The 26,329-nt window shown below is 61.3% G+C and carries 23 protein-coding genes; 8 read left to right on the top strand and 15 right to left on the bottom strand.

Translation table 11 applies throughout. The annotated features are described in order from the left end of the window. Positions 1 to 139: 139 nt before the first annotated feature. On the top strand, positions 140 to 1,486 hold the full coding sequence (locus M0D66_RS08350; RefSeq protein ID WP_266210547.1) for a glutamine synthetase family protein: 1,347 nt from the start codon (positions 140 to 142) through the stop codon (positions 1,484 to 1,486). Between the two features lie 8 nt (positions 1,487 to 1,494). Here the strand turns inward: M0D66_RS08350 and M0D66_RS08345 are convergent, their stop codons facing one another. The 3 genes from M0D66_RS08345 to M0D66_RS08335 are packed head-to-tail and all read right to left on the bottom strand — an operon-like array spanning position 1,495 to position 3,672. Then, positions 1,495 to 2,355, bottom strand: a complete 861-nt coding sequence (locus M0D66_RS08345) for a class I SAM-dependent methyltransferase (RefSeq protein WP_266210546.1) — start codon at positions 2,353 to 2,355, stop codon at positions 1,495 to 1,497. A 52-nt stretch (positions 2,356 to 2,407) separates the two neighbouring features. Beyond that, the gene (locus M0D66_RS08340) at positions 2,408 to 2,848 is read right to left on the bottom strand and encodes a GNAT family N-acetyltransferase (protein WP_266210545.1); all 441 of its coding nucleotides are present in this window, start codon (positions 2,846 to 2,848) and stop codon (positions 2,408 to 2,410) included. 44 nt (positions 2,849 to 2,892) lie between these two features. Beyond that, positions 2,893 to 3,672 (bottom strand): SDR family NAD(P)-dependent oxidoreductase, encoded by a 780-nt coding sequence (locus M0D66_RS08335; protein ID WP_266210544.1) that lies wholly within the window; start codon positions 3,670 to 3,672, stop codon positions 2,893 to 2,895. Between the two features lie 158 nt (positions 3,673 to 3,830). On the opposite strand from M0D66_RS08335, the gene M0D66_RS08330 reads away from it, so the two are divergent. Next, positions 3,831 to 4,724 carry an AraC family transcriptional regulator gene (locus M0D66_RS08330; protein ID WP_200621644.1) on the top strand — a complete coding sequence of 298 codons (894 nt, stop codon included), beginning with the start codon at positions 3,831 to 3,833 and terminating at the stop codon, positions 4,722 to 4,724. A gap of 17 nt (positions 4,725 to 4,741) precedes the next feature. On the opposite strand, the gene M0D66_RS08325 is transcribed toward M0D66_RS08330, so the two are convergent. From M0D66_RS08325 to M0D66_RS08295, 7 genes are all read right to left on the bottom strand, one after another. Next, positions 4,742 to 5,644 carry a metal-dependent hydrolase gene (locus M0D66_RS08325; protein WP_093633206.1) on the bottom strand — a complete coding sequence of 301 codons (903 nt, stop codon included), beginning with the start codon at positions 5,642 to 5,644 and terminating at the stop codon, positions 4,742 to 4,744. A 28-nt stretch (positions 5,645 to 5,672) separates the two neighbouring features. After that, entirely contained in the window at positions 5,673 to 7,472 is a 1,800-nt protein-coding gene (locus tag M0D66_RS08320; RefSeq protein ID WP_266210543.1) for an SDR family oxidoreductase, read from the bottom strand. 11 nt (positions 7,473 to 7,483) lie between these two features. Continuing rightward, positions 7,484 to 8,356, bottom strand: coding sequence for a M24 family metallopeptidase (locus M0D66_RS08315; protein WP_256457656.1), 873 nt, complete (start codon positions 8,354 to 8,356; stop codon positions 7,484 to 7,486). A 344-nt stretch (positions 8,357 to 8,700) separates the two neighbouring features. After that, positions 8,701 to 10,491, bottom strand: coding sequence for a chloride channel protein (locus M0D66_RS08310; protein ID WP_256457655.1), 1,791 nt, complete (start codon positions 10,489 to 10,491; stop codon positions 8,701 to 8,703). Between the two features lie 6 nt (positions 10,492 to 10,497). After that, positions 10,498 to 10,911: a MarR family winged helix-turn-helix transcriptional regulator gene (locus M0D66_RS08305; RefSeq protein ID WP_054043339.1), complete on the bottom strand. Its 414-nt coding sequence runs from the start codon at positions 10,909 to 10,911 to the stop codon at positions 10,498 to 10,500. Positions 10,912 to 11,011: 100 nt separating this feature from the next. After that, positions 11,012 to 12,175 carry an HPP family protein gene (locus M0D66_RS08300; protein WP_208620606.1) on the bottom strand — a complete coding sequence of 388 codons (1,164 nt, stop codon included), beginning with the start codon at positions 12,173 to 12,175 and terminating at the stop codon, positions 11,012 to 11,014. Positions 12,176 to 12,373: 198 nt separating this feature from the next. Continuing rightward, complete coding sequence (locus M0D66_RS08295) at positions 12,374 to 13,129, bottom strand: SDR family NAD(P)-dependent oxidoreductase (RefSeq protein ID WP_266210542.1); 756 nt, start codon at positions 13,127 to 13,129, stop codon at positions 12,374 to 12,376. 215 nt (positions 13,130 to 13,344) lie between these two features. On the opposite strand from M0D66_RS08295, the gene M0D66_RS08290 reads away from it, so the two are divergent. The 4 genes from M0D66_RS08290 to M0D66_RS08275 all read left to right on the top strand — a co-directional run bounded on the left by M0D66_RS08290 (position 13,345) and on the right by M0D66_RS08275 (position 17,683). Beyond that, entirely contained in the window at positions 13,345 to 14,199 is an 855-nt protein-coding gene (locus M0D66_RS08290; protein WP_200619187.1) for a helix-turn-helix transcriptional regulator, read from the top strand. A gap of 547 nt (positions 14,200 to 14,746) precedes the next feature. Then, positions 14,747 to 16,150, top strand: coding sequence for a hypothetical protein (locus tag M0D66_RS08285; RefSeq protein WP_266210541.1), 1,404 nt, complete (start codon positions 14,747 to 14,749; stop codon positions 16,148 to 16,150). A gap of 316 nt (positions 16,151 to 16,466) precedes the next feature. Continuing rightward, positions 16,467 to 17,171 (top strand): hypothetical protein, encoded by a 705-nt coding sequence (locus M0D66_RS08280; RefSeq protein WP_211702601.1) that lies wholly within the window; start codon positions 16,467 to 16,469, stop codon positions 17,169 to 17,171. Between the two features lie 191 nt (positions 17,172 to 17,362). Beyond that, positions 17,363 to 17,683 (top strand): pyrimidine/purine nucleoside phosphorylase, encoded by a 321-nt coding sequence (locus M0D66_RS08275; protein ID WP_200619184.1) that lies wholly within the window; start codon positions 17,363 to 17,365, stop codon positions 17,681 to 17,683. Between the two features lie 125 nt (positions 17,684 to 17,808). On the opposite strand, the gene M0D66_RS08270 is transcribed toward M0D66_RS08275, so the two are convergent. Further along, positions 17,809 to 19,812, bottom strand: coding sequence for an arabinofuranosidase catalytic domain-containing protein (locus M0D66_RS08270; protein WP_266210632.1), 2,004 nt, complete (start codon positions 19,810 to 19,812; stop codon positions 17,809 to 17,811). Between the two features lie 821 nt (positions 19,813 to 20,633). Beyond that, positions 20,634 to 21,791 carry a pyridoxal phosphate-dependent aminotransferase gene (locus tag M0D66_RS08265; protein ID WP_266210540.1) on the bottom strand — a complete coding sequence of 386 codons (1,158 nt, stop codon included), beginning with the start codon at positions 21,789 to 21,791 and terminating at the stop codon, positions 20,634 to 20,636. A 32-nt stretch (positions 21,792 to 21,823) separates the two neighbouring features. Here M0D66_RS08265 and M0D66_RS08260 point away from each other — a divergent pair, with 32 nt between their 5' ends. Next, positions 21,824 to 22,477 (top strand): GntR family transcriptional regulator, encoded by a 654-nt coding sequence (locus M0D66_RS08260; protein WP_266210539.1) that lies wholly within the window; start codon positions 21,824 to 21,826, stop codon positions 22,475 to 22,477. 12 nt (positions 22,478 to 22,489) lie between these two features. Here M0D66_RS08260 and M0D66_RS08255 read toward each other — a convergent pair whose 3' ends face one another. Genes M0D66_RS08255 through M0D66_RS08245 form a run of 3 tightly spaced genes read right to left on the bottom strand, consistent with a single transcriptional unit; the run spans position 22,490 to position 25,198 of the window. Further along, a complete protein-coding gene (locus M0D66_RS08255) occupies positions 22,490 to 23,308 on the bottom strand; it encodes an alpha/beta fold hydrolase (RefSeq protein ID WP_266210631.1) in 819 nt (272 codons plus the stop codon). Beyond that, positions 23,292 to 24,533 (bottom strand): pyridoxal phosphate-dependent aminotransferase, encoded by a 1,242-nt coding sequence (locus M0D66_RS08250; protein WP_266210538.1) that lies wholly within the window; start codon positions 24,531 to 24,533, stop codon positions 23,292 to 23,294. The genes M0D66_RS08255 and M0D66_RS08250 overlap by 17 nt, the downstream gene beginning before the upstream one ends. Then, positions 24,533 to 25,198, bottom strand: coding sequence for an RraA family protein (locus tag M0D66_RS08245; RefSeq protein WP_266210537.1), 666 nt, complete (start codon positions 25,196 to 25,198; stop codon positions 24,533 to 24,535). Before M0D66_RS08245 ends, M0D66_RS08250 begins: the two co-directional genes overlap by 1 nt. Before the next feature lie 105 nt (positions 25,199 to 25,303). Here M0D66_RS08245 and M0D66_RS08240 point away from each other — a divergent pair, with 105 nt between their 5' ends. Continuing rightward, entirely contained in the window at positions 25,304 to 26,227 is a 924-nt protein-coding gene (locus M0D66_RS08240) for a LysR family transcriptional regulator (protein WP_266210536.1), read from the top strand. Positions 26,228 to 26,329 lie beyond the last annotated feature (102 nt).

Below are 26,329 nucleotides of genomic sequence, written 5' to 3'. Positions count from 1 at the left end.
TGCGCTAAATGTCAATTCGGATGACTAATGGATGGCTTTTTGATTGTCGCGTTCTGTTCTGTTATGTCGTCGACTTGCCTACGTTTTCCACGACAGCTTTTAACTGAAGCGCGTCTTTTTGCGTGAGAAGGACAACAACATGACTTCCCCCAGCGTCGACCTGCTCAGCGAAGTACGCGCCTTTCGCGCGGCGTATCCCGAGGTGCGTTACGTCGACCTCATTTGCCTGGATATCCCCGGGCACTTCTACGGCAAGCGATATCCCGTGGACATGCTGGAGAAAGTCGCTGCCGGCAGTCTCCTGAAACTGCCGCAGAACTGCATTTTGCTCGGTGCGCAGGGTGGCGTGTTCCCGATCGGCGACTATTGCTTCAACGACGGCGATCCGGATGCGCAGCGCCGCCTGATCGCCGGCACCCTCAAGCCCGTGCGATGGGAAAGCCAGCCATTGGGACAGATGCTGATCAGCTCGGACGGCACCGAGGCGCCCATCGAGTTCGAGCCACGCGAGGTATTGGCACGCGTGCTGAAACGCTTCGAGCGGCGCGGCATCCGCCCGGTTGTCGCCTTTGAACTGGAGTTTTATTTGTTCGACGCCAGACTGGCGGACGGTCTTCCGCAATTCCCGCGCGACCCGTTCTGCGACGATCCGGACGATCAGTCCAACATGCACATCGAGCGCTTGTCGCGCTTCTCCAGCGTGCTCAATGAGATGGTCGACGCTACGCGCGAGCAAGGCGTGGACGCTACGGTGATTACTGCCGAGCTCGGGCCCGGACAGTTCGAGATCAACTTTGGCCACAACGACGACAGTCTGCGCGCCGCCGACTGGGCTGCCCTGTTCTGTCGCAGCACGCGCGGCGTGGCGCTGAAACACGGCTACCGCGCGAGCTTCATGAGCAAGCCATACCTGCACGCGCCAGGCAGCGGCATGCACGTGCATGTGAGTCTCTACGACGAAGCGGGCAACAATCTGCTCGCCGTTGACGGCCAGCGCCCGCTGCGCCATGCGGTGGCCGGATGCCTCGCCTTGCTGCCGCATTGCATGCCTGTCTTCGCCGCCAACCACAACGCGTTTCGCCGCTATGGCTGGAAGACGAATGCGGCCAGTCGTGCCAGCTGGGGTTTCGAAGACCGCGACGCCTGCATTCGCATTCCAGAATCGGACGACCGCAACCTGCGCATCGAACACCGCTTGGCGGGCGCCGATGCGAACCCTTACCTTGTACTCGCCGCTATTCTCACCGGCATGGAACACGGGCTGGATGCAGGCCGCGAACCCATCGCGCCGCTCAACGAAGACCGCCAAAGCGGTGTCGACTTTCCGCAAGACATGCTCTCAGCCGTCGTCGCGATGCAGGACCATTCGGTCGTCGGCAAAGGCTTGGGCGAAGAGTTCGTGATGGTCTACTGCGAGAACAAACGGCAGGACCATCTGGATTTCATGAACGAAGTGAACGCCCGGGAATACCGCTGGTTTCTTTGAGCGAGCAGCTAGGTATTGGCTACCAGCAGTTCCTCAGCATTCTTTGGCGGCCGCAGGCCATCGGTCCTGCCCATGAAGTAGCGCTCGGTAAGATCGGCCGCTGAGACGTGCCGTGCCTCTCCGAAGCCCGCTTCGTGGGCCAGCGCCAGAATCTCCGGTGGCGTGAAGAAACTGATGAACGGTGTCCCGCTTGCTCGTGCACCCTTCTCCGCCATCTCAAGCCCGGGCCGCACCTCGGGGTCCGCCATCTCAAGTGGAAGCAGGAACGTCATGGCGAGCGTCGATCCTGGAGCAAGGGACGCGACTTCACGTAGCGTGGCCGCGTTCGCATCCTTAGTGAGATACATGCTGACGCCGGTGGAGACCACAATTGCCGGCTTGCTCTCATCGAAGCCCGCAGTCACGAGCCCGTCTCGCCAGCTTCCCCCCGCCTCGAAATCGACTGGCACGAAACGCAGCCAGTCCGGAACGCCGAAGCCCAGCTCGATCAGACGCTGACGCTTCCATGCCTGAGGACCCGGCTGGTCGATCTCGAACACCTTGAGATGGGATGCGATCTCCGGTCGCCGCTGCGCGAAGCTATCGAGGCCGGCGCCGAGGATGACGTATTGATCAAGCCCTCGGCCAGCCTGTTCCACAACCAGGTCTTCAATGAAGCGGGCACGCGCCACGATCGAAGCGCGAAAGGGTCGCGTGAATTGAGGATCCATGTCCCCGCGGCTGCGCCAGCCCTCGTCCGGAGCCAGCAGCTTTAGGCCGATTACGTCTTCCAGCACATGCGGCGGCGGGTCGGACCAAACATGGAGCGCGCGCCACAAGGCGACTCGCGCTGCTGTGCTGTCTGGCGCTGCATCTTGCTTGTCGGTCATGACTTTCGATCCTCCTGTGGGCGAATATTGTTGACGTTAACCCATTTCACGCTTACGAGGGCAAGAGGACTTTTTTCATCGACGGTGCGGGATGCAGCACGTAATTCTGTCGCTCATAGAAGGGAACGGCATCCGGCCGCGCGTCGAGAAACATCGCAGTCATATCGCGAGCACATGCGTCGGCTTCCGCATATTCCATCAAGGCGCGACCCGCACCGCTGCCGCGCGTCGCCTCATCGACGACGAGATCATCGATGTGCAAGTGCGCCCCGCGCGCCAATGTGTGCACCGGCCTCATCCCCATCACGCCAACAAGTTTGCCGCCTTGAAAAGCGCCGACAAGCTCGTAGCCAGAATGCGATTGCAGCCTGGCTCTTCTGAGAAATTCGTCTTGATCAAGTGCCCGCAATTGCGCGATCACCGGAAAGGCTTGTGCCCATTCTGTTGGGGAAAGCCTTCGGATATCCAGGCTGTTGTTGTGATTGTCGGCCATATCGGCATTCTGTCCTCGTTGGGAGAATGCCGATTCTGGCACAGCTACAGAGACATGCCGCCCGAGACTTCGATGCGCTGGCCATTGACCCAGCGATTGTCCTCGGACAGCAGCGACGCGATCATCGGGCCGATGTCGTCGGGCAAGCCCGCACGGCCGAGTGCCGTGCCGTCCGCAACCAGCTTGTTGATCTCGGGATTGTCGCGCACCATGCCGCCGCTGAAATCGGTGGCGACTGCGCCTGGCGCGACGGTATTGACGGCGATTCGACGCGGACCGAGTTCCTTCGCGAGATAGCGAGTCAGAACCTCGACCGCGCCTTTCATGGATGCATAGGACCCACTGCCTGGGAAGGTGAAACGGGTCAGTCCCGAGGAGATATTCACGATGCGGCCACCGTCCTTGATCAACGGCAGAAGTTTTTGCGTCAAGAAAAACACGCCCTTGAAATGGACATGGTAAAGACTGTCCAACTCTTCCTCGGTTGTCTTTTCAAACGGCGTGTGATTCGACGTGCCGGCGTTGTTGACAAGGTAGTCGAAACGCTCGGCGCCCAACTGCGCAAGCGACGCCCGAACCTGCTCCACGAACGCGTCGAATGTGCTCACCTTTCCGGTGTCGAGTGGCAGCGCAATGGCTCTTTGCCCCTCCTCTGCCACGAGGCGGACAACCTTGTCGGCCTCCGCCTGATTGGCGCGATAGGTGAATACGGAACTGACGCCGCGCTTCGCGAGGCTCACGACCGTATTGCGCCCCAAGCCGCGACTCCCGCCTGTCACGATGGCGATCTTCGAAATGGCGTCAGCCGATTGTCCTGCTGTCATTTTTGCGCTCCACGTTAGAGGTGAAGACGCAGCTTATCCCGGCCGATAGCAAGGCTGAATGCCCTAACTGTCCTTCTTCTTGCCTAATCCTGCTCAGGCTCTGCAGCTCGACACGGGAGGCAGTAACATGCGGAAATGCAGGCGCGGAGGAAGTTCATATGTCAAATGCCTTGGTCGAAGGTGTCAAACGCTACACCGACAATCAAGCCGGGAGCGAAGGCCCGTTCATGACCGCCATCGAGGGCTTGATCATCATCCGGTCGGATCATGAAAAACACCCTTCTCATCTGATCATGAAGCCGGCTCTCTGTGTCGTCGTTCAAGGCGCCAAGTGGACGACGTTCGGTGACAGGCGGTACGACTACAGGGCAGGACAAGCCCTGATCGTCAACGTTGAGATGCCGGCGTTCAGCAGGATTGTGAAGGCCAGTCCAACAGAGCCTTACCTCGCTATTGCCATGGAGTTCGACCTTGCCATCATGCGCGATGTCATGGCATGTCTCGATACGCCGCCTGCGCCGGAAGACGAGCTCGGCCACGGCGTGTTTGTCACCGAGATTGACGGGCCGCTCGCCGACTGCATGCTGCGAATGGTGCGTCTCCTCGATACGCCTCACGCTATTCCCATTCTCGCGCCGATGATCAAGCGAGAAATTTGCTACTGGTTGCTAACGGGGCGTCACGGCAACGAGGTCGCACGGGTCGTGCTGGCAACCAGCCATGTGCATAAAGTCGTGACTGCCATCCACGCGTTAAGAGGCCAATTCACCGAGACCATACGCATCGAAGACCTGGCCGCCGTTGCACAAATGAGTCCGTCGGCATTCCACCGGCAGTTCAAGGCGCTGACATCGATGACGCCACTGCAATACCAGAAGCAGCTTCGCCTGCTTGAAGCACGCAACCTGATGGTGGCAGGTATTGCCAATGCCGAAGCTGCGGCCTATCAGGTGGGCTACGAAAGCGCGTCGCAATTCAGCCGCGAATACTCGCGCATGTTTGGAGCGCCACCCCGCCGTGACATAGAGGCGTTGAAAACGGCAACGACCTAGCGGTTCATGCCGCCGTATCAATTCGCATCGCGCACCCAGTTGCCTCCATGCGCCGCGGCCTGCGCAGCGGGCGAGGTGGCAAGATAGGCGAGCGCCTGCTCGGTCGAGCCTTCGTGATGCGGCGTATAGCGCGGATTGAAATAGCGTAGCGCTGCCGCGATCATTTTCCAGAACGACGGCAGGCAACCGCGCCGCGCTCCGGCGCGCCAGGCGAGGATAAAACCCCGGTACGTACCGGCGTCGGGATCGCGCTGGTGCATGAAGCGCGCGCCGTGCGTGAGAAAGTACAGTAGGAGCAACACCGTCGACAGCATGTGGAAGCAGCGTTCGAAGTAGGTCCCACCCATATGCCGGAAGATGTCGAAGGCTACCGTGCGATGCTCCACTTCCTCGGCGCCGTGCCAGCGCAGCAGATCGAGCATGGTTGGATCCGCATGAGCGGCATCGAGGCCGTCGGCATTGAGCACCCAATTGCCGAGATAACCAAAAAAATGTTCCAGCGCGGCGATGACACCCAACTGTTGACGCAGCCAGAAGCGCGTTTTGCCGATCTTCAGTCCAAGCGGCTGCTCGCCGAGCAGCTTGCCAAACAGCCAGTCGAGTTTCTTTGTGAAAGGCTGCGTGTCGATGCCGTGCGCCTTGTAGTAGTGCGTGAGCACACCGCCGTGCGAGCGCGAATGCACCGCTTCCTGCCTGAGAAACCCCTCTGCGTCGTCGCGCAGCGCCGGGTCGGTGATCAGCGGCAACGCCTTGTTGTAGACGCGGCAAAACCATAGTTCGCCGGCGGGGAACAGCAGGTTCAGCACATTGATGATGTGCGTACTCGACGGGTCGCCAGGAATCCACTGGATCGGCGTTTGACTCCAGTCGAACTTCACATGGCGCGCCCTGATCTTGTATTGAGTGTGCTCTTGGGTCATGACGGTCTCCGGCATCCGGTGAGTGAGATCAACGCGGCACCATGCCGATGCGGGCGATCACGCGGCTTAGTCCAGGCATGTAGCGCGAGATGAAACGCATTGAATGCGCCTCGAAGCCGATGGCGACCACAGGCTTGTTGCGCAATACCGCACGGAGCGCGGCTTTCGCGACCGTTTCGGGTTGCAGGCCGCGCAACTGGTAAAGCTTGGTGGCTTTCTGGCGCATGCGGTCCTGTTCCTGAGCACTGGCGCCGACATACTGGGTTGAGGCCATGATTCCGGTTTCGGCGAACCCCGGGCAGATTGCGCTGACGCCGATCCCGTGTGCAGCGAGTTCTCCACGCATGCACTCGCTGAGCATCAACACGGCAGCCTTGGTGGTCGCATAGGCCGGCAGATCGCGCGAAGGAGCGAAGGCCGCGGCTGATGCGGTGTTGATGATGTGGCCACCGTTGCCGCGCTTCACCATCTGCCGGGCGAACAGGCGCGAGCCGTGAATCACGCCCCACAGGTTGACGTGAAGAATGCGCTCCCAGTCTTGTGCCGAGGTGTCGAGCGCGCCGCCCGCCATGCCAATGCCGGCGTTGTTGACCACGATGTCGGCGCCGCCAAGGTCCGTTCCTACCCAATTCGCCAGCGCTTCCATCTGTTCGGCGCTGCCAACATCGGCCTTGCGTGCATACGCCTGGCAGCCTGACAACCTGGCCAGGGTAGCCGTGCGTTCCGCGCTTGCAGTGTCGATATCGACCGCGACCACTGCGGCGCCCTGCTTCGCGAATTCCAGTGCAATGCATCGCCCGATGCCGCTGCCCGCACCGGTCACGACCGCGAGCTTGCCGCTGAGCGGTTTGCGTGCGGCGTCCATGCGGGCGCGTTGCAGCGTGTCCAGTTCGACGCCGCCTTCAGTGTGATCGACGAGTTCACGCACCATCCGGGCCATCTGTTCAGGGTGCGTGACCGGCAACCAGTGCCGCGCGGTCAGCTCACGGCACCAGTACTTAGGCACCCACCGCGAAAGATCTTCGGACAAGGCCGGGCTAACGTATTTGTCCAGCGTCGGCACGATCACCTGGACCGGCGCGTGTGCGTAACGCTTGCGCGGCGTGAACAGGCAGCGGATGAAGTTGGCGCGGTACAGCGAGACGCCACGCACGCCGTCCTGCGTTTGCGTCGGGCGCGGTGCGATCTGTGTCTTTTCCACGCGACGCAATACACGCGGCCACGCGCGGCCGAGCCACACTCGCCAGGTCAAACCTGGCAGCACCGGCAAATGGAACAGCAGCACATACCAGGAGCGCACCAGTTGGCCCAATAGCTTGCCGATCGAACGCGGCGTGGGATGCAACAAGCGTGCTCGGATCCAGTAAGCGACGTGGTCGAGGCAAGGGCCCGAGCACGACGTGTACGACGCAATGCGTCCGCGCAAGCGCTCTTCGGTGACGAACTCCCAGCCCTGGATCGAGCCCCAGTCGTGCGCGACCAGATGGACGGCGCGATTCGGGCTCACGGCGTCGATGACGGCGATGAAGTCGTCGGTGAGTTTTCCCAGACGGTAAGCAGCCGTCCCTTTGGGCGCGGTGGATTGCCCCGCACCGCGGACATCGTAGGCAATCACATGGAAATCGTGTGCCAGCAACGCGGCCACTGCGTCCCAGACTTCGCTGTTGTCGGGGTAGCCATGCACTAACACCACAGTAGGCCGGGCGGGGTCGCCCCATGCCCTCGCGGCAAGCGTCACATCGTCCGAGTTCACCGTGAATTCGGTGCGGCGCGTGACGGGCGGCGCCTCGTACAGCGTGGGCGATATCGGTTCCGTTAGAAGTTGCATGCGCGCCTCCGTCATGCCGCAGCCAACGCCCGCCCGCGCTGCGCCCAGCGGCGTACATGCGGCAGGTCGTCGTCGAGCCAGTAGGCGTCGTCATCGGTGATGACCAGCAACTCTTCGAATTTGGCGCCCACACCCTGAAAGCCGAGATGCGGCTCGACGGCCCAGAGGCCAGGCGTCGGCGCATGATCGGAGCGGCGATCGATCGACCATAACGGCGACCAGCCCTCCTTCCTGCCCGCGCTAACCTGATCGAGGACGAGGTTGCGCGTGGCGTTCAGGCCGAAACGCGCCACGAAACGCGGCTTGGCCGGCTGGTTCAGCTTCGCGACACGATGTGCGAGCACCTTGAACGGATAGGCCTTGTGGCGTGGCTCGACGCCCTGTTTTCTGCACAACAGATCGACCGCGCGCGCGACGTCGGCAAGCGTGTGCCGTTGCTTCACCATGGTGACGATCAACTCGCGGTGCTCGGCCAGGTCGTCTTTCAGTTGTTCGAGAGTGGGATTCGTACCGACGCAGGTGGCGTAGCCGACGTCGGCGATCACGCCGTTCAGCACGGGCGCCACATCGAGAATGACCGGCATGTTTTCTTCCAGCCGGCGCGAACTCGGAAAGAACGCCAGGTTAAAACCGGCCATGTGCGACAGCCCGGAAAAACCTTCAAAGGCGGTGCGGTCGCCAAACCAGGCGAAGGGTTTGTGCAGCCAGTCGCGCACGCCGTGGTCCTGCAGCCATTCGGTCAGCAGCCGGGCGGCGTCTTTTTCCGTCATGCCCGGTTGGACCATTTCGCCGACGCTCTCGACGCAGCGATAGGCCAGTTGCTGGACTTCGCGGAACTGCGCCAGTTCTTCCACGTCGACGTGTGGAATGGACTTGTCACCCATACATGCCTCCCGAATATGCTGTCGACGGGGGTCTGGTTGCCCGTCACGATGACATTTATTATTGTTACATTGTTTAATGTAACGATTGAATCGTACACCACCCTGGGTGCTCGTCCACTCGTTGTTTTCCCTGGGGGCTTATTGGGGATGCTGGATGCAGCGCGGAGGCCGTCCGGTTGGCCGAAGGTACGGATGCCTGGACGCAGTCAGGCACCGACTTCGGCATCAGCCGTGTGACGTGGGGATGTGGTGGATTACGTGCCGGAGCGTTGCCTGCACCGGCAAACCGCGTATCCGCTCCGGCTGTTGAGCGGCTACTGAGCGGCCTATGACTGGCCGATGGCTTAAGGAACCGGCGGGAAGTGCCGCTTGCCGGAGCGGATTGGCAAGCGCCGGAAGCGTTCTTTCTTGTGCTCTTCGTCGAAGTGCGCAAGTGACGGCTTGACCAGATCGCTGCGCGACACGATGCCGATCAGTTGCAACGTTTCGGAGTCCGTGACTACAGGCAAGCGTTCGAGACCGTGCACCGCAAGCCGAGTTGCGACGAGCCTGCAAGTTTCGCTCGGCAATGCAAATGCGGGGGAACGGTGGCGCAACACGTCAGCGAGGCGCGAATCGAGCGCATCCGCTGCCTCGTCATCGCGCATTTTTTCCAGTAGCGCGCGATCGACCACACCCGCTAGCACGCCTTGACGCACGACCGGATAAGCACGATGTGTCTGCGTCGCGCCGAAGAACGTTGCTAGCGCTTCGCCCACGGATATATCGCCATCGATTGTCTCGACCGTACGCGACATCACCTCATCGACGTGGTGGCGCTCAAGCGGATCGACGCCGTATTCCCGGTAGATGTGATAACCACGCCGGGCGATTTTCTCGGTCATGATGGAGCGCTTCATGACGACCGTCGCAAACCCGTGTGCGATCAGCGTCGCGGCGAGCAGCGGCAGCAATGCGTTGCTGTCGTGCGTAAGGCCGAAAGCGAACACGATTGCGGTCAACGGCGCGCCCAAGGTAGCGCCAAGCGTGGCCGCCATGCAGACGAGCGGCCACAGGGCTGGTTCGCCGCCCGGCAACACGTGGCCGAGCACGACGCCGAGCCCTGCGCCCAACATGAGTAACGGCGCGAGCACGCCACCTGAAGTGCCCGAGCCCAATGCCACGACCCAGATGATCGCCTTCACGATCAGGATCGCCAGCGCGATCTGGATTGCAATGTGCTGATGCAACAGGTCACCGATCACGTCGTAGCCAACGCCCAGCGCGCGAGGTTCGAGAAAGCCGCCGATACCGACAACGAGGCCGCCGAGCGCGGGCCACCACATCCAATGGATGGGCAGCTTGCCGAACAGGTCTTCGGTCTTGTACAACGCGGCTGACAGGCCCGACGCGAGCGCGCCGGACAGCAGGCCTGCAATGACGCAGGACACCAGCGACAGCGCACCGGGAGGCGCAGTCTCAAGCGGGAACAGAGGCCCCGTGCCGAAGAATGCCGCACGCGCAAAGCCCGCGACTGCACACGCAAGGGCGACCGGCAGAAAACTGCGCGGACGCCATTCGAACAGCAGCAGTTCGACCGCGAGCAACACGGCCGCCACCGGTGTGCCGAAGACCGCTGTCATGCCCGCCGCTGCGCCGGCAACCAGCAACGTCTTGCGTTCCGCGGACGTGACCTTCACGCACTGCGCGATCAGCGACCCCAGCGCGCCGCCTGTCATGATGATCGGGCCTTCCGCGCCGAACGGCCCGCCACTGCCGATCACAATGCCGGACGACAGTGGTTTGAGAATCGCCACTTTCGGCGACATGCGGCTCTTGCCGAACAGGATGGCTTCGATCGCTTCGGGAATGCCATGTCCACGGATCTTTTCCGAACCGTAACGGGCCATGAATCCGACGATGAGCCCGCCGATCACGGGGATGATCACCACCCAGACACCCAACGTGTTGAGGGCCGGGGAGCGCTCCGCAAACGAAAATTGCCGGAAGAAAAACAGATTGGTGAACAGATGAATCAGGCTCAGGAGCACGAACGCTGCAAGCGTGCTGAGCGCACCAATTGCCGCGGCGAGTGCGGAAATACCGGGAAGCCGCGCGTTGGTGGAAAAGTCGCGCTTATGGGTATCGAGACTCATGGTGACTCAAACATCGATCTGGGGAACACTGAACGTGCCTTTGAGCGACTTCAGTTCGGCACGGTGCATCTCGGCGAGGCGGGCCAGCAGTTGCTCGCCAGCTTTCAACAAATGAACCTCGACCTGGCGACGGTCCGTCTCACTGACCTTTCTGCGGACCAGTTCGAGCGCCTCGCACCGGGACACGAGCGCGACCACGCCGTGATGCTGCGCCTGAAGCCGTTCCGCAAGCTCGCCGACGGTCGCCCAGTCACGCTCCGGATAACCCTTGATATGCAGGAGCAACAGATACTGCAACGGTGTGATGCCTTCACCCTGCGCGGCCTGCTCAGAAAAACGCTCGAAGCGACGCATCTGGTAGCGAAACTCGGACAGTTGCTCGAAGTTCGCCTTGGTCAAGCCGCGCGTGAGTGTTTTCATCAGAGTGCCGTGGAGAAATAGGTGATGCGAAATTCTATCACGTCGTGATATTTATGCATGTACTCACGCGCAAGTACCTACGATAGTGCGATTGCTTTTGCTATGCCGCGTGTCGCTGCCTGGCGTAAGCCTGGCGATAGAGTCCCGCGATGAGGTCGGCCTGCGTGATCATTCCTGCAAGCCTCTGATTCGAGTCCAGAACCGGGATGTGATGATGCCCGTAGTTCGCGAACACCGGCACCAGCTCGACGATCGGTGTCGCCGCGTCGACCGTGTGAACGTCGACGTTCATCAACGCACCGACGAGCGGTGCCGGCGTGATGCTGCGCCGGAACCAGCGTTGCACGGGGGACGACAAACCGGCCCCTTTGCTATACGCCCGTTTGTCGACAAGGTCGGCGCGAGTCACGATGCCGATTACGTGCTGTCTCTCGTCAGTGACCGGGAGCGCCTTGATATGGCGCTGTTTCAGCAGACTCCATGCTGCCGACGCTCTCGTGTTCGCCGATACGGCGACCAGCGAGCGCGACATGATGTCCGCGCACGTCAGTTCATTGAACGTGCGGGCGTAGGCCTGCAACTGAACGTCGCGCAGCAGGGACTCCAGATCGTCCGTGTCGATATCGAGCAATTCCCCGCGCCGGTTCAGCACCGCCTCGAGGTCCGCGCGCGTGAAACCTTCGTTCGAGGCCGCAGACGATGCGGCCGCGCCTTTGCCCGAACTCTGCGCGACGTGCGGATATCGATGCCCGGTCGCAGCGTGGTAGACGATAGCCGCGCACAGCAGCATCACGGACTGGATCGCAATAGGTTCGGCAACAAAGCGGTAGCCCAGTGCATGCACGGCCGGACCGCCCAAGACCGCGGTCAGGGCGACCGCGCCCGATGGGGGGTGAACGCACCGCAGCGCGAACATCGCACAGATCGCCAGCGAGACGGCCAAAGCAGCGGCGCCTAACGGATCGGCGATCCAGCTTGCACAGGCAACGCCAACCGTCGCGGAGACGATATTGCCGCCGATGATGGACCACGGTTGCGCAAGTGGACTGGCGGGCACCGCGAACAGCAGCACAGCCGACGCGCCCATTGGCGCGACGAGGAGCGGAATGTTTGCCGCTGGTCCGAGAAGAACGTGCATTGTCCCGCCGGTGAACGCAATCCCTAGCAATGCACCGAGACACGATCTCAGGCGTTCCGGCCACCGCACAGCGATGGGATGAGGAGCGAAGCTGGAAAGCCAACGGATGAGGGCGTAGCGGGACAAGGTTTAGATGGGAAAGTTGGCGGGTATCACGTGGGATTGGACTGCACCTTAAGGTGCAAATCCTCACGAAATGAAAGTGCGTCTCGCTAGCATTATATCTCGTTGTGATATAAAAGTCCGTTCCGCGCCGCCACGCCCTGATAGCACTGGCCTTGCCACGCGGATGCCGCGCCCCGCTCCGACGCGCTCGATCCGGATTTACCGCGCGGTCCATCCCCCGTCGATGACCAGATTTGCGCCAGACATGTAGGCCGAGTCGTCGCTCGCCAGAAAGACTGCGGCGCCGGCTACTTCGTCAGGAGAACCAATTCGGCCCAGCACCGTCGCAGCTTCGAAAGAGCGCCGCAGGCCGGCCGGATCGGCGCTGCTGGAAAACACGTCCTCCAGCAATTGCGTCGTAACGGGTCCGGGACAAAGGCAGTTCACGCGAATACCTTGACGACCGTGGTCGATCGCCATCGCCTTTGTCAACATCACCACCCCGCCTTTCGAGGCACAGTAGGCCGCCACATTGGCCTCGCCTACGAGTCCCAGTTCGGATGCAATGTTAATGATGACGCCCCGACCGCGCCGTTGCATCGCCGGGATGATGGCTTTCGAACATAGGAAAACGCCTTTCAGGTTAACGGCCATCAGCTGGTCCCATTCCGCAACGCTCGTATCGAGAACAGTTTTCGCGAATTCGATGCCGGCGTTGTTAACCAGTATGTCCACGTTTCCGAATCGTTCTTCAGCGAGGCGGACCATTTCGCTCACATCGGGTTCCAGCGACACATCCGCACGAACGTAGCAGGCTTCGCCGCCCGAGGCGCACAGCGCGTCTGCCTCGGCGGTCGCGTCTGTTACGTCGGCAAGCACCACCTTTGCTCCTTCGGCCACGAACCTTTCCGCAATTGCATATCCAATGCCTCGTTGAGCACCCGTAATCAGGGCAACGCGGTCTTTCAGTCTCATGTCGTTCTCTCGCATAAACGGGGTGAGCGTCATGGTATCAGCCGAGATCGCCTTGATTCTCTGAGGCCGTCACCCTCGTACGCCGACACACCCTTCTCGCGCGCGATGTCGATGTGAAACCCCTCCGAATTCGATTGATTGCGAGCAACGTACGAGGCAGAATCATCCTGTTAAATTGGCAAATTTATCCGGGTATACGTCTTAACAGGTTAAGCATGGCCCAAGTGAACGACGACGAAAGCAGCAACCGGCTCGGCAACTATCTGAAGAACCGGCGGACCAAGCTCGATCCCGCGTCCTTCGGCATTTCCGGTGGCCGGCGGCGCACGGCCGGACTACGCCGCGAAGAGGTGGCGCAGCGCGCCAATATCAGCGCGGCCTGGTACACATGGCTGGAGCAGGGGCGCGGCGGCAATCCATCAGCGGACGTGCTGGACCGCATTGCCAAAGCACTCATGCTGACCGAAGTCGAGCGCGAACACGTGTTCCTGCTCGGCCTCGGTCATCCGCCCGAAGTCCGTTATCGCGGCGGTGACGCAATCACGCCTCGACTGCAGCGCCTGCTAGATGCACTGCCCTACAGTCCCGCGATCGTCAGGACTGCGACGTGGGATGTGGTTGCCTGGAATCGCGCCGCCGCAACCGTGCTTACCGACTACGGCTCCCTGCCACCCGAACAACGCAACGTCCTGCGCATGATCTTCTGCGACCCCCGCGTCCGTGCCGCGCAGTTCGATTGGACAAGCGTGGCCCGCTTCGTGGTGGGCGCCTTCCGGATCGATGCCGCGCGCGCAGGCGCCGACGCCGAGGTGGCGCCGCTCGTCGACGAACTGTGCCGCTCGAGTCCCGAGTTCGCCGCCATGTGGCGGGACAATGAAGTGCAGACCTACGGCGAGGGGGTCAAGCGGCTGCGCCACCCCGTGCTCGGGCCGATCTCGCTGGAATACTCATCCTTCGCAGTCGACGGGCGGCCGGATCTTCAGATGATCGTCTACAACCCCGCGACTCCGATCGATCAGGAGAGGATCAGATCCCTGATTGAAGACAAGCAGGCACTTGCAACAAAGTGAGCCGGTGCACCCTCGAATCGCGAGCGTTAGAAGTCATTGAGCCAGCACAGATCTAAACGTGCGTTTCTAACACGCGCCTCAATAGATCGGATTCCGAATGATGGCAACGCCGCCTTTTGTCTGAACTAATTGCGCAGCACGACGTGTAACGGCGAGGTTACGTTCGACGTGACGGGAACACGTAACACCCTGGACGTAACACGCCCCACGCAATGTCGCCACCGCGTTCTCCATCTCGCCCGATCTACCCCGTCCAGCAAGACGCTCATCGCCGCACACCATTCAATTTCTGCACTGCGCGTGCGCGGAACATGCCGCGCTCTGTAACCGGCGCATTGGCTCGGAACTTGCAGCGACCAATTGCCCGAGCAAGCCACATCCGAGCATGGCGCTACCGCGCCAGCTCCAAAATTAATCGAAGGCGACGCGCACAAACGCGGTCTCGGGCTAGAAAAGCAAACGTTTCTGCAAGACCGATCAGCGGTTTTCCGGGGGCACTGATTACACCTTCCAATCAGGACGCGATTTCATCGCGAAAGGACTAATCATGGCTCCCTTCAAACACACTCTTGTTGCATCGGCGAGCGCACTCCTATGGTGGTCGCTAGCCACTTCTTGTCAGGCCGGAGACGTCACGACCACACCGCCGCCCTCGTTTACGCAAGGCGGCGGATGGACGACAACCGGACAACCAGGATCGGGATACGCGTGGGCAGGAGGCGGTACCACATCCGGCGCATGGGCCGGCAGCGGTGCGGGTAACGGCTCGGTTTGGGCCGGCGGCTCGGCATGGGGCGGCGGTTTTGGAGACGGCGGTTATGGCGGCGGCTCGGGTGGCTCCACGGGCTCGGGTGGTTCGGGTGGTGGATACGGAGGTGGATCCGGTGGATCCGGCGGCTCGGGAGGCTCGGGAGGCTCGGGAGGCTCGGGAGGCTCGGGAGGGTCCGGAGGTTCAGGCGGTGGGAACGGTGGCGGCTCGGGAGACGGCGGCCACGGCGGCTCAGGTGGCGGGTACGGCGGCGGCTCTGGAGGTTCAGGCGGCTCTGGAGGTTCTGGGGGCTCTGGAGGTTCTGGAGGTTCTGGAGGTTCAGGCGGTGGGAACGGCGGCGGCTCGGGAGACGGTGGCCACGGCGGCTCAGGTGGCGGGTACGGCGGCGGCTCTGGAGGTTCGGGTGGCTCCGGTGGCTCGGGCGGGTCCGGAGACGGCGGCCACGGCGGCTCGGGTGGCGGTTACGGCGGCGGCTCTGGAGGCTCTGGAGGCTCGGGCGGCTCGGGCGGCTCAGGCGGTGGTAACGGTGGTCACGGCGGCACCAGCGGCTCCGGCGGCTCCAACACTGGCGTTGGCTCCAGCAGCGGCAGCCAGACCACCGGCGGCCTGCTGGATCCGATCGTGAACCTGGTCGTCAGCGTCGGCGCGATCAGCGTGCCTATCGTGCCGATCACCGTGGGCAACAACAGTGGTAGCGGCAATGGCAACGGTGTGGCCAACGGCACAACCGGTGGTTCACACGGCGTCACAGGCGGATCGAGCGGACATAGCACCGGTGGCCTGCTGGCACCTGTGACCGCGTTGCTCGGCGGGCTGTCGGTGGCCTCGGTGAACGGCGGCTCGCAAGGCAGCAGCAGCCCTCTCGCACCAGTTACCACCCTGCTCGGTGGACTGACCGGCGCGTTGGGAGGCGGCACAGCGCAAGGCAGCGGCCCTCTCGCACCGGTTACCACCTTGCTCGGCGGACTAACCGGAGGCCTGGGCGGCGGCACCTCTCATGGATCGTCGACGAACACCGCGTCCAATCCGGTTGCACCACTGACCAACCTTGTCGGCACACTGACCGGTGCACTCGGCGGTGCAAGCGGCGGCTCGTCTCCGCTCGCCCCGTTGACGAACCTACTCGGCGGACTTACAGGCGGACTCGGCGGCGGCAGCACGCCGTCCACACCCAAGCATTAGCCGCAATGCGAGGTGCCCCGGGGGGGCACCTCCAGCGCGACCTCGTGGGTGCAACAGAAAGACGGCCGGACCTGACTGGCATCACAGCCTCACAACGTCAGGCCCGGCGCATTCATACGAGTCAACCCGCACGATACGTCACACGCCGCACCTGCTGGCCGCTGACTACGCGAGACAATCTCCACGAAGTCGGGCGCGGTCAACCCCGCACACCTTCGCGAACGCCACGGCATGTAACCGGAACGCGCCGAAGCGGGCCCGCGGGATCGTTACAATGCCCGGATGACTCCCCCCTCAACTGAATCGAATGCGCCACATGCTGACCTCCTATTACTGGAGTGACGACGCTATTCGCAGCCGAAGCGTGAGCGACATCGTGCTATCAGGCACCGTCGACGTCCCTATGCCCTCTGTTCGTCTGCTTGCGGATTGGGAGCGAGAGATCTCGTCGCATCTGGTCCTGGAACCCGGTGACGTCGAACCCATGCCGTTGCCGCGAGCGCGGGCGCGCTGGCCGGACTACACGCGCTGCGTGCAGGCCGTGTCCGATTGGACGCACGCGCTTGGACTGCCTGAGGTGCTTGCCGCCAGTGACGTCGCCCTCATGGCCTGCCGCGGCGCGCGGTATCACCATGACGGTGCGCAATATGGCGACGCGGCCTTCTGCAATCTCTTCATGAGCGAGGACCGAGGTCTGGACTTGCACTTTCCCGCTCTGGGCCGGCGGATTCCTCTGACCCGGGGAACGGTTGTGATATTCGATACTGGCCAGCCTCATGGCGTCATCCAGCGCGGCAGCAGTGGTTTTAACGCGGCCGACTTCCCGCCGGACCAGGATTGGATCCAGATATTCCTGACCTGGGAGCTTCCCATCGAAAATGCTCATGTGGGGCACGCACTGAAGGTGGCCTTCGACGTTGCCCCTTCGACCTCGCCGCAACCGGATACCGAGCAGGTCCAGTTGAACGGCGAACAGGTGATTGTGTGTCCGGACTCGGGTCGTTGGTCCCGGGCTGGCTAGTCGTCAGAATCACGTCGCAGCGTTGCCCTGACACGCACGTGGGTTAGCGGCTGACGCCGCCGGCCGCCTGTATGATGGCGGGCTTGCGTCCAACGAAAGCCCGCGCCGGCGGTCCGCGCAGATCGCGCACCGCCCGCCGCCGCAACGCGGCGCGAATGCATCCATTCACGATGACCCAAAGGAAGACCGCCATGACGGCCACAACGCAATTCGATCAGGTTTCCGTTATCAAACGCGCCAACGTCTACTTCGACGGCAAGTGTGTCTCGCACACTGTTCTCTTCACCGACGGCACGCGCAAGACGCTCGGCGTGATCCTGCCCGGCACGCTCAACTTCGGCACCGACGCGCCGGAACTCATGGAGGTGCAGGCCGGCCAATGCCGCATCCGCCTCGAAGGCAGCGACGAGTGGAAGACGTATGGCGCGGGCGAGTCGTTCTCGGTGCCCGGCAAGAGCCGCTTCGATATCGATGTGGTCGAAACGCTCGACTACGTCTGCAGCTATCTGTAAAGACGGACGGGTGCCGGGTCATTCACCCGGCACCGTCACCCACTTTGCTGACCTTTCCTTTATGTTTTCCGTGACGCCCTTCCCTTAAGAGCGACTGTCTGCGGAAACCACCACACGGTTCACGTCTACGCTCCAGCGCTAGTCACGATTGCAAGGCTTGGGCAATAGTGTGTTGCGCTCAAGTACGGCGCTTGCTGTGAACGAACTCCAGCAGCATTAGACGTGGGCGGATCAATAAAAACTGATGCATTGTTCGATCCCGCGGGAGCGGTGACGGTCATCGTTACTTTCCACCAGTTACCCGATTTCACTGCGCTCAGTGAGGTTGCCTGTCCGGCGCCCCATGTTCCGCGCACTACAGCGCCCGTATTCGTATTGAGCACCCAGCCAAATTCGGTGCCGCTCGAGTCATCGGTCTGGATTGATCCGCCAGGAAAGACCGTCGCGTTGGTGGTGGCGAGAACATAGTCAGTAAAACTATACGATTGGCCGCCCTGAACCCTGATGATTTCGCGGACATTCGAGACTGACGAGCCGTTCGTGCTAGTCACCATCGCTGCCCCCTTGTTCACTCCGGAGACATCGGTTGCAGGCACAGCGGTACCTCCATTTTGTTGCGACCATGCATCCGGTGTGGCGAGATTCAGCGGCGAGTTGATCAGATTGTTTGCATAGCAGGCAGCCACGGCCTTGTCAGCAGGCGGTCCGTAAAACTTTGCAATGCTCGCCTGGATCGCGTTATCGGTCGTGTCGGATGTCGCCTTGGTGATGATCGCTCCTTCGAAGAACTGGATGGGAGCACCGCTACCGTCGCCGCCTTCGCCAAGCGAAAGACCGCCCTGCCATTGCCCATTAAATGCATGACCCGCGTCGTTGCCAAAGTTCAAGGCTTCTGGGGGCGCCTGGTCATAGAGTGCCGTGAGTACGCTCTGCGAGGCAGAGCCGCCTTTGACCACAAAGATATTTGACGCGGTTAGCGGCGAGTACTTAGAGAGCACCGTGACGAACTTTTCTTTTGGAGGTTGCTGCGGACCATAGAGATAAACGCCTGCCTCCGCGTCGACGCCCGGCCAGTTAATATCAAGTGCGTTGCACACGGGGTCTTTTACATTCGGTGCCTGGTTCGAGTCGCCGTCACAATAGCCGAACACAGCTGCGTTGCCGTTCGAGAACGCCAGCGCGAACATTTCCCCTTCTACTTCTCCATGCGCATAGGTGCCCGGGTTAGCACTGCTTTCCATATTTCCATAGGTCCCGCAGCACGTGGAGGACTGGCTATAGTGCGCTCCTGCCACCATGTATTCAGCGATATCGCTATCACCAATCGACTGGTTCACCGTGCCGAACCTGTTGCGATAGGCTTGTCCCGCCAAAGTACCGAGAGCTGGAATCTGAACGCCTTGCAACGGCACGAAGCCTAACTTGGCTGGCGTACCGGGGAGCGCCGGCAAATCGTTTCCGATCGATAATTGAAGGGTCGGTGACTGGGTGGTCAGCGCGGTGGGGGGCTGGAGCAGTTGAACGGTCAGTGCTCCACTGGTTCCTGGAAGCGTGATTGTCGCAAAGCCGTTGAGGACCGGAACAGTCGTCGCTTTTTGCTTCCCTGAGCCGCTATTCGGCAGGGTCAGTGACTCTGTTCCGTCCGCGTTGAGTGTGAGGGTGGCCGGCACATTGCCGAATGCTCCTCCCTTGAGCGGCGCAACCAGGTCGATCTGATCGTAAATGTAGGTGACGGAGCAGCTTGTATTGTTGCAGAACGCGTTTGCGCTCTTAACGTTGGCCGAGCCGATCAGCGTGCGGTCGGCGCCGTTCGGCAAGCTACCCGACGTATAGGGGTAGATGTCCTGCGTTGCACTATCGGACGCACGTCGAACCTGGAATAACGGGCCTCTGTAATTCTTCGTCAGCAGGCGTGTCACGCTATGAGCCGCGGAACACGGCGTGTTGGCAGTTGCTGCAGCGTCGCAAGGTAGCGGGCTCGCGGTCGCTTGTTCCGCTTGTGTACTGTCATTTGACTGGGCTGCGTCATTCGTCGGCGACGGCGACGTACTTGAGTTCGACACCCCTGTCGCTTGAGATGCGGACGTGCCACTACTATCTCCGTTACATGCGGCAAGCCCGACGGTCATCGCTAACAAAACAGCAATTAATCCGGTTCCTCTGGACATCATGACCTCCTCCTATGAAACCATAGCTTCTGATTGGATTCACTCAACTTAGTTATGCAAAGTGATTTATCAAAAATCATCACGGTTCAGCCGGGTTCAGAACTGCCACTCATTGCTGCCAGTTAGAAAATGTGCTGCCGAGCGATGCAACGCGCCGTCCCAGCCATACGGTGCACGGAAATGAGGTTGATTGTCTGGTAGACCGCGAAGATGCCGGTATGCGCAGCGGCCTGGCAGTCGAAATGCGTTGGCTGGCCGTCACGCAGGATCTCGCCGGCCACGGACCGCGGCATTGTATTCATCGCGTTCGTGAGCGCGGGCGACTAGTACGCGAGGTCAGCGGCCAACATAGCCACCATCCATTGCGGTACACAGCGGCTCGCCATGCTCGTCTCCACTATCGTTGTATCGATCGGCTGCCCTGCGGGACAGCATCTGACGACGCGAGACGGTAGGGTCGCCGCGTTAGGTAATAATATTAGTCAATAATATCGACTTATCGCCTCAGTACAATCCCGTATATTCAGACTAAGGAATCGGACGTGACACCCATATAGTGGGGAAAGTGGAGCTTGCCTACCCGAATTTTGCCAATATTATCGCTAATACAATTTGTAATAAATCAGCGCGCCGCTAGTCGGGCGTTTGTTCCTCAAGACGATTGAGTACGCGTGGCAACTGAGGCATGCCTAGCGAACATGTGGAGGCCGACCTGGTCGTACGACACACTGAAAGCGCTCGTTTTTGCGGTCAGCGCCGTTTATGTAGCCACTTCTCGGGAGTCATACCTGCCACGACCGGCGTATGCGTTCACGAATGTCATGCAAGCGCGAAACGGATTCGTTGGAGAAAACGAAACGCAGATAGCGGTCTGCGCCGGGTCCCCAATTCGTCATCGGCGTGGCTGCGATCTTGCCGTGTTCGAGCAGCAGCTTCGACGCCTCCGGTGGCTCCAGACCCAGCGCACGGGTATCGATGAGCATCGACCAGCCGCCATGCGGACGGATCACCGGCAGGTCAGCAAGCGCGCTCATCAGAAAGTCGCGACGGTGCTCCCATTCCGCGACCGCAGCTGCCACGCCGTCGTCGGTCGCAGTGAGCGCGGCAGTGGCGCCGGGCATCGCGATTCCAACCTGACACACCACGTTCGACAAACTCACGAGACGTACGTCGTTCATGATCGATGCGGGCCCGACGATCCAGCCGACGCGCCATCCGATCATCCGATACTCCTTCGACACCGCGCCGATGGTGATGGTGCGCTCGCGCATGCCCGGCAAACCGGCGGGATGAATGACCTCGCGCCCGTCGAACAGGATGCGCTCCATCGCCGCGTCATAGACCAGCCAGATGCCATTGCGCTTGCAATGTTCCGCAATCGCAAGCCATTCGTCCCGCGACGCGACGTAGCCGCTCGGCATCGAAGGCGACATGATCAGCAGCGCTTTCGTTCGCGGCCCGATCGCCGCGGCAAGACTGTCGAGATCGAGCCGCCAGCCGTCGGCACCCGGCTGCAGCCGCGCGAACTTCGGCACGCCTGCGGCCAGATGCACCCGGTTGATCAGGCCGGCGTAGGTTGGGTCCGTCAGCACGACCTCGTCGCCCGGCTCAAGAATCGAGAGCAGTACGTTAAAAATCCCCGCCAGGCCGCCGGCCGAGACGATGCATTCACTCGCTGCGTCGTATGCGACGCTCGCGGCGCGGCCGACCCGCTCGGCGGCCGCCTCGCGCAATGCACGTTGGCCGGTAAAGGGCAGATAGCTGTTTGCCGCGTCGTCGTCGATGGCCTCGTGCGTGTGAGCCAGCGCCTGCGCCGGCGGCCGCAGGTCGGTATCGAGATTTTCAAGCCTTAGAATGTCCGCGTCGCGCAGAGAATCCGCGGCGTCGCCGATTCGGTCGACTCCAATGCCAGGAATATTTCTTAAGCGAGATACTGTCACACGGGCCTCCGTTATCGTTTTAATATATTAAAGTGAAAAAATCCCGAGATAGCAAGCCCTCTTCGACTTCGCTTGCCGAACTCCTGCGCGAGCGCATCGCGAACGGCACCTTGGTGCCCGGGACGCAGCTGCGGCAGGATCTGATTGCGAAGGAATTCGGCACCAGTCACATTCCGGTGCGTGAGGCGTTCGTGCAGTTGCAGGCGAGCGGGTTCGTTACGATCGTGCCGAACCGGGGCGCATTCGTCTCCGCGATGACGCGGCTCGAAGCGTCAGAATTAACGGAGATGCGGATCGCGCTCGAACTGCTGGCGCTCGACTCCGCTATCGATGCGTTCGGCGCAGACGACGAGACCGCGGTCCGCGCAATTCTTAAGCATGACGAGAACGCGCACGAGGTCGAGAACTGGTCGATCGACAACTGGGCATTTCATCGAGCGATCTATCGGCCGAGCGACAAGCGGCATCTGCTGGAGACGCTGGAAGCAATCTGGCGCAAGACTGACCGCTATCTGCGGCTCGTCTGGCAGCTAGAGCGCTACCAGGGCATCTCGCTGGCAGAGCATCATGCGATCCTCGATGCAGTCCTCGCACGAGATCGGCGCGCCGCCAAGCGCTTGACGAAAGCACATATCGAGGCGGCTGGCGTTGTGATGCAGGACGCGCTGCGCGAAGCACGGCAATGACGAAGCCGGTAGTCAACCGGCCGAAGCTGTCGCCAGGAACTGCGCCAGGCGCGCCCACATTTCGACGGGATTCGAATACATCGGAAAGTGCCCGCTATGGGATATTTCCGCCAGCTCTATTCCCTGCGCCCGCAGAGAGGGCAGATAAGACAGAGAACCGTTCTGCTCGCCATACATGAACATCCGCGGAAACGGCAGTGAAAGGAGCTTCGTCATCAGGTCACCATGGTCGGACAGTTCGACCATGGATCTGAAGATGCGCGGCACCGCGTCAGCGCGTACCTTGTGACGCAAGCTCGCGGCATAGAGCGGACACGAATAAAACGGTGAGTGCCAGGTCCGTTCGATGAGGTCGTCGAAGAATGCTTGTGCGCTCTCCGCCGGATAATCGATCACCTGTCGGCTCAGGAAACAGTCCTCGGGCGCCACGTTACCCTCGATATCGGTGAAGCTCAGCACGCGCTGAGGTTCTTCATGCGCCAGCATGAGCGCGGTGAGGCCGCCCATTGAGTGGCCGACGAGATGGAACCTGTGAATGCCGAAGTGCTCAAGCACGGCCTTCGCAGTCGCGACCAGAAACGGAATCGAAATCTTCGACAGATCGCTGCAGTGTGTTGCGCCGCAGCCGGGTGCGTCGTATGCCACAACCGCACGTCCCGCGAACGCCGGATAGCGAACGATGTCGGCGAAATCCTCTTTGGTCGAACCGAAGCCGTGCAGGTACAAGATCGGCGCCCGTTCACCTGCCCTGCGCATTGCGGCGATCTGGAGGTCAACACCTTGTACGCTCAGCGTCAGCGTTTCTCTTGCAAGCTCACCCGGCGACGGCATGATTTTCCTGACTAAGTAATTGGCAAAAACTCGTGATCGCACGGCACGCTTCAATTAGTGCGTTGTCATCGAGCGCGTAGGCGATCCGGATGTAGGGGCCGAGCCCAAAAGCGCTGCCTTGAACCACGGCGACGCCGGCTTCGTCCAGTATGGCTGCTGCTACGTCCTCGTCGGTGTTGAGTTTTGCGCCGGCCGGCGTCGTGCGTCCGATCAGCCCCTCGCACGAGGCAAACGCGTAAAAGGCGCCGCTGGGTAAGGCACATGTCAGACCGGGGGCCTGATTGAGCAGCTTCACCATCAGGTCGCGTCGCTGCTCGAAGACGGATCGCGATTCGGCGATGAAGTTCTGAGGGCCGGTGAGCGCTGCCAATGCTGCATGCTGCGAGATAGCACTGGCGCCCGAGGTCTGTTGCCCCTGAAGCTTTTCCATTGCATCCAGCAACCAGCGCGGACCGGTGCCGAAACCGATGCGCCAGCCCGTCATCGCATAAGCTTTGGACACGCCGTTCATCGTCAGCGTGCGTGAGATCAGCCGCGGCTCGACCTCAGCAATCGTATGGAAGCTCGCACCATCGAAGATCAGATGTTCGTAGATATCGTCCGACAGGATCAGCACATGCGGATTGGCCAATAGCACAGCGGCAAGCGCAGCCAGCTCTTCACACGTGTAGACCGCGCCGGTCGGATTGGAAGGCGAGTTCAGGATCAGCCAGCGCGTGCGTGGTCCGATTGCGTCGGCCAGCGCCTGGGGCGTCAGCTTGAAACCGTCTTCGCTGCCGCAGGTGACGATGACCGGAGTCGCGCCGCACAACTGAACCATCTCCGGATAACTCACCCAGTAGGGTGCGGGCACGATGACCTCATCGCCTTCGTTGAGAGTTGCGGCCAACGCGTTGTAGATAACCTGTTTGCCACCGCTGCAGACGATCGTGTCCTGCCAACTGACATCAAGGCCGTTCTCGCGCCGGAATTTGGCGGCCACTGCCTCGCGCAGCGAGCGCATGCCGGCGACCTGCGTATAGCGCGTGTGTCCGGCACGAATCGCGTCGACTGCCGCTTCGCAGATGTGCACGGGCGTGTCGAAGTCCGGCTCGCCCGCGCTGAGCGAGAGGACCCTGGCACCCGAAGCACGGCGCGCAGCAACGCGGTCCATCATGCGGTAGGTCGCCGAGGCTTGGGCCATAGCGAGGTGAACGTTCAGGCGTTCCTGATCTTCGTGATTCATCACCTGCACCCTTCCTTGATGGCGTCGAATTCCTTGTCGTGCATGACATCAGCGACCGATCGTCCGGAACGCACCGCCTGCACCATCCCGTCCTGGCGCCGCGCGATGCGTTCACCCAGTTCAATGACTTCTTCGATGCGCGCAGCCGACACGAACACCGTGCCGCAACGGTCCGCGATGACGTAGTCGCCTTCATGGACGAGCACCCCGGCGACGCGGACGGGCTCGCCTGAGGAAACCTGAACGACCCGATTGCGTGCGCTGATCATCGTGACGCCACGCCCAAAGACCGGGTATCCGATCGATTCGCTGCCGTCGATATCACGGCTCATGCCATCGATTACTGAACCGCGAATGCGCTTGAATTGGGCAGCATTGGCAAGGATGTCGCCCCAGCACGAAATCCCATCGATGCCGCCGGCAATAACCAGAATCCGGTCGCCTGACTGGATCTGGGCGATGACCGGCGAAATCAGGTGGACGGTTGGTCCCGCGTCCGCCTTCGGTCCCAGTTGAATGGTGCTGGCGCGCCCGACGATCTTCGGACAATCCCACAAGGGGCGCAGGCCGAACGTAGCGCCGGGAATGCCAAGGAAGTCCAGCGCGTCCGATACCGTGTTGGTGTCGAGCGCGGCAAAGCGATCAAGCAGTGAGGTCGAGGTCATGGCAGCGCCGCAAGATGGTTGCGATGCCCTACTTTCACGCCTACAGTTAGATATGTAAATTCCGAATTTTAGAAGCTTTCGATACGTCAAACCTATCAGTCAATCATGATCAACTTCCGGCTTATCCGTCATTTATGGCTCTTCCTGGCCGTTGCAGAGGAACAGCACTTCGGGCGTGCGGCACGGCGCCTGGATATGTCCCAGCCGCCGCTGACTGAGCAGATCCAGGCGCTCGAACAGGCGTTGAAGGTGAAGCTGTTCGAGCGCTCCCGGCGTGGAACGCAACTTACGCCGATTGGCGCTGCGATCCTGCCTGCAGTGCGTAAGTTCGCGGAACAGCTTGAGCGACTTGAGCTCTCGGTGCGCGAGGCGGTCGCTGGACGGAGTGGCGTCCTGACAATTGGGGCGATTTCGTCTGCGATGCTGGATGTTCTGCCGCCGCTGGTCGAGCGGCTAAAGTCCGAGTACCCGCAACTCACGATATCGGTCAAAGAGATCGACAGTGTGGAGGCCGTTCCAGCGCTCGAGGCCGGTGACATTGACCTGGCTTTCGCCAGACTGGAGGGCGAGCTTGGCGGGACGATTCAGTCATTGCCGCTGGCCCAGGATCGGCTGGCGGTGGCCATGCATCGTGACCATGCGATGGCTGGAGCTTCACGCATCAGGCTGGCGTCGCTCACGGATCAGGATTTCGTCATGTTTTCGCGGCAGGTAAGCCCGGTGTACTTCGATAGCCTGGTGGCGTCTTGCCGGTCCAATGGGTTCTCTCCGCGAATACTGCACGAGGTCCGTTCGGTGGCTTCCCAGGTTGCTTTCGTGGGCTGCGGGCAAGGCATCGCTCTGGTGCCGGCTTCGCTGAAGAAGCTGGCTCCTGAGAATGTTGTGTTTCGCCCGCTCAAGGAAAATGTAAGTGTGGTGACTACGGCTGTGGCCTGGAGTACTGGTCGGGATAATCCGCTTATTGACGCCGTGGTTGCCGTATTAGGTAGTACTGGAGGTGGTCCGAAGATGCGTAAGGTGTTGCGCTAGGCCGGCTACTTGGGTTCGCCCGGGTTCGATGACCAGCATTGACTGAAGCCTGACTTGCCGGCTTCGTCATCACCGCGCAGAAAACGCGTTACGTTTGAAGAT

The sequence above is a fragment of the Paraburkholderia sp. SECH2 genome (assembly GCF_030464795.1).
In the GTDB taxonomy this organism is placed as follows: Bacteria; Pseudomonadota; Gammaproteobacteria; order Burkholderiales; family Burkholderiaceae; genus Paraburkholderia; species Paraburkholderia aspalathi.
This window is presented reverse-complemented; position numbering and strand designations above follow the sequence as displayed.